The 4,061-nt window shown below is 43.1% G+C and carries 4 protein-coding genes; all 4 read right to left on the bottom strand.

Annotated features, from left to right (window positions below):
- Window positions 1-392: 392 nt before the first annotated feature.
- On the bottom strand, window positions 393-1,061 hold the full coding sequence (gene artM / locus IQO02_RS08385) for an arginine ABC transporter permease ArtM (protein ID WP_016795729.1): 669 nt from the start codon (window positions 1,059-1,061) through the stop codon (window positions 393-395).
- A complete protein-coding gene (gene artQ, locus IQO02_RS08380) occupies window positions 1,058-1,744 on the bottom strand; it encodes an arginine ABC transporter permease ArtQ (RefSeq protein WP_046208918.1) in 687 nt (228 codons plus the stop codon). Before artQ ends, artM begins: the two co-directional genes overlap by 4 nt.
- A gap of 1 nt (window position 1,745) precedes the next feature.
- The gene (locus IQO02_RS08375; protein WP_016769264.1) at window positions 1,746-2,477 is read right to left on the bottom strand and encodes a lysine/arginine/ornithine ABC transporter substrate-binding protein; all 732 of its coding nucleotides are present in this window, start codon (window positions 2,475-2,477) and stop codon (window positions 1,746-1,748) included.
- Window positions 2,478-2,583: 106 nt separating this feature from the next.
- A complete protein-coding gene (gene artP / locus IQO02_RS08370; protein ID WP_010441040.1) occupies window positions 2,584-3,312 on the bottom strand; it encodes an arginine ABC transporter ATP-binding protein ArtP in 729 nt (242 codons plus the stop codon).
- Window positions 3,313-4,061 lie beyond the last annotated feature (749 nt).

Here is a 4,061-nt window from a genome sequence, read left to right as displayed (position 1 = left end):
CTTTAGTCGCAGAGTGGCTAAAGACAGATACCAACATCAGAAAAAAGAAAATAATAAATTTATGTGCAGATCCCACTTCACTATCCTTGCCGATTAACAGCTATATTAGACAGAAAAATTCTGCACTTAAATACAGAATCATTCTATCTAGTTTCATATGGTCAGAACTCTACCATGATTAATCACCGCATTTCAGTGACTTAAAACATAGATAAACTCATTGAATGATAAAATGCAGAATATTTCTATATAGTATGGATTTCGTAAAACTTACAGCCAACTGTATATAATCACAGTTGGCTTACATGCCCCAAACACAAAAAAGCCTGCCATTTATGCGAACATAAATGGCAGGCTTTATACGTGAGTTAAGGTTGTGAGTGGCTAGCTTCTTATGCGGCTTCGAATGCGAGGGCTTTCTTCTCTACTTGGCGGAAGATCAGCGTTAATACACCGTTCACGGCTAAGTAGAATGCGCCAGCAATACCGAACACGGTGAGCGTGTCGTAGGTTTGGCCGTTGATACGCTGAGCGTAGCCCATCAAATCCATGATGGTGATGGTGCTTGCCAGTGAGGTGCCTTTGAAGACTAAAATCACTTCGTTTGAATAAGCAGGAACCGCGCGGCGCAGTGCGTATGGCAGTAACACTTTAAGCGTTGCGATTTTGTCCATACCTAGCGCACGACATGCTTCCCATTGCCCAGCAGGAATCGCGTTGAATGCGCCTCTGAATAGTAGCGTGCTGTACGCTGCGGTGTTCAAAGCTAATGCTAACATCGCGCAGAACCAAGGTTGGCTTAACCATGTCCACAGGAAGCTTTCACGAATCCAATCGAATTGACCCGGGCCGTAATACACCAAGAAGATTTGAACCAATAATGGTGTGCCGGTGAACAGCGTAATGATGCCACGAGTTAACCAGTGAATCGCAGGTATTCTTAAGATTAACGTTACTGTCATCAGCATTGACAAAATACAACCAACAAGCAATGAAGCACCTGTCAGTTGAAGACTGGTCGCCAAGCCTTCAAGCATTTGAGAGAGGTATTGTTGATTCATGCCATTGCCCCTTTGCTACCCAAACCTTGAATAGAGAACTTACAATCAATCACTTTTACTAATCTTTGTGTGATTAAAGTGATGACCAAGTAGATTGCTGCTGCTGTCGCGTACCAAGTGAATGCTTCGTGCGTTGCTGCAGATGTTAATTGTGCTTGTTTCAATAGATCGGTTACGCCAATCAGTGAAACCAATGCGGTGTCTTTTAATAGAACCAACCATTGGTTCGTTAAACCTGGTAGTGCGTGTCTTACTGCTTGTGGCAATACAACCCTGAAGAAGGCGCGAGATTGAGGAATACCCAATGCACTCGCCGCTTCTCTCTGCCCTTTACTTACTGCTTTCAATGCACCACGAATGGTTTGTGAAGCGTAAGAAGCGAAGATAAGTGACAGTGCAACAACTCCAGATAAGAACGGGCTAACTTCAACAAAGTCACCAGTGATCATAAAAAGCACTTGTGTTGAGCCAAAGTAGATAAACAGAACCACCAAAATTTCTGGTAGACCACGTACGATAGTCACGAACGCGGTTGTCGGCCATTTGATTGCAATACGACGAGACATTTCACCGCCAGCAAACAGTACCGCTAAAACTAATCCGACCAATAGACTTACGAACGCAAGCTGAACTGTCATCCAGCTTGCTTCGACGAGCCCTAAAGAGTAACCCGTTAACTGCATATTACTTACCGAAGTACTTGTTGAAGATCTTGTCGTATTCGCCGTTCGCTTTCACGGCTGCAAGTGCTGTGTTCAGCTGGTCTACAAGTTCTTGATTGCTCTTGTTTACTGCGATACCAAAGCCGTTACCGAAGTACTCTTGGTTTGTTACTTGGTCGCCAACGTACGTTAGGTTGTCTTGCTTCTTGAACCATTCTGCTACAACGGCTGTGTCACCGAATACAGAATCGATACGACCGTTTTTCATGTCGATGAATGCATCTTGGTAGCTTGAGTAAGGTACCGCTGTTACACCCGTCATTTGCTCAAGTAGGAAGCTCTGGTGAGTAGAACCGTTTTGAACACCAACACGCTTACCTTCTAATGCCGCTTGGTCTGCTACTTTGCCTTCGATAGAGATGAACGCTGCAGAGTTGTCGTAGTACGCATCAGAGAAGTTCACTTGTTGAAGACGCGCTTCAGTGATGTCCATTGCTGAGATAGCTGCATCGTAACGTTTGAACTTAAGAGCCGGGATCAAGCTATCGAATGCTTGGTTGTGGAAAGTACAGGTTGCTTTCAATTCTTCACAAAGTGCGTTTGCTAGGTCTACGTCAAAACCTTGAATTTGGTTGTTCTCATCCATGTACTCGAATGGTGCGTAAGTTGCTTCCATTGCGAATTTGATTTCTTCTTGCGCCGCTGCGTTGAAAGAAGCAAGGCCGATAAGTGAAGCTAGTAGAATCTTTTTCATTTTGTTACTCCGAATACTGTTAGATAGTGGCCTGTGGCCATTCTTATAATTTGATTGTTTTTTCTAAATGTTATTTTTGAACGAAATCATCTTGTTTTAGCTGAATCTAATGAGTTAAATACTCGGCAAACTCAGGTGTCTGCGGATTAACGAATGAATCGCTGGTGCCGTGTTCGACGATGTACCCTTTCTCTAGGTACAGAACGTGGCTAGCAATCTTCTTCGCGAAATCGACTTCATGCGTCACGACCACTTGGGTAATGCCAGTTCCACTCAATTCTTTAATAATGCTCACGACTTGGTTAGTAATCTCAGGATCAAGCGCTGCCGTTGGTTCATCAAACAGCAGCACGTCTGGCTTCATCATCAATGCACGTGCAATCGCGACACGCTGTTGTTGGCCGCCAGAGAGTTGAAGTGGCCAAGCGTCTGCTTTGTCTGCAAGCTGTAACGTGGTTAATACCGTTTTCGCTTGTTTAATGGCTTCTTGTTTGTCTAAGCCTGCAACCTTGGTCGGGGCTTCAATTAAGTTCTCCATTACCGTCATGTGTGGCCATAAGTTGTATTGCTGGAACACCATGCCGACTTTACGACGTAATTTTAGACCCTGTTTTTCTTGGATCTGACCTGCAAAATCGAATTGCTCGTTCGCAATGTCTAATTCGCCGTTGTCCGCGATTTCCAGTAGGTTCAAAACACGCAGTAGTGAACTCTTGCCTGCACCACTTGGGCCAAGCAGTACCAAGGTTTCGCCGCTTTCACAGTTAAAACTGATGTCGTGAAGAACTTGGGTATCACCGTATGATTTGTTGATGCTCTTTACTTGAATACTCATGCCACAATACTGCATTAATTGTCATTTGTTGGTTATTCTATTCAAACTGAAGTTTTATGCAAGATAAATGTATAAAAAACTACTTTGTTGAATTTATGTAACAAATATTGCGCAAAAAACAGTCTCAATGACTGGTCATACATCTATAAATCGCAACTCGTTGATTAAGGTGAAGAACGGGACAAATAGCAAACGTTTTACTCATGTTCTATAAATCACAGTTCAGTATCAACTCTATGAATACACTCTTGTATTCGCGTCAATTTGCCTGCATAAAAATCAGGGATAAATAACCAGTTGGGATGCCTAACCTAAGTACTAGGTAATGCTTAATTTTTCTTTTAGTTTCCTCGCTCCTATTCACTTCACGTATATGAAATATTGGAAATTGAGTTTCCTAGGGAGCGTCACGCGGCAATAAATGCTTTAATGGCTCGTACTTACCAACAACGAATCGTTATCTACAAAAGATATTTGCCCAGAACAAGTACTAACGAATAACGAGTATTTGTTAGCAACAGATAAGCACCAGCGACAAGTCATCATTCTTAAAGCGACAACACACTAAGGCCGTCATATGCAAAACGATGTCTCTTCTACGTTCGACTCAAACCAACAACAGACTCAGCGATCGACTCAACAAGCACCAGAACCCAAACCTGAGAAGAAAAGCCTCAGCATTTTGTTTGAGCTAAGTAAGTTCATTCAACCCTATAAAGGGAGAGTGATCACCGCTCTGCTCGCGTTGA

The sequence above is a fragment of the Vibrio sp. OPT24 genome, from assembly GCF_015163545.1.
Lineage (GTDB): Bacteria > Pseudomonadota > Gammaproteobacteria > Enterobacterales > Vibrionaceae > Vibrio > Vibrio cyclitrophicus.
Note: the sequence above shows the minus strand (reverse complement) of the source record. Positions and strands in the feature narration are given on the sequence as shown.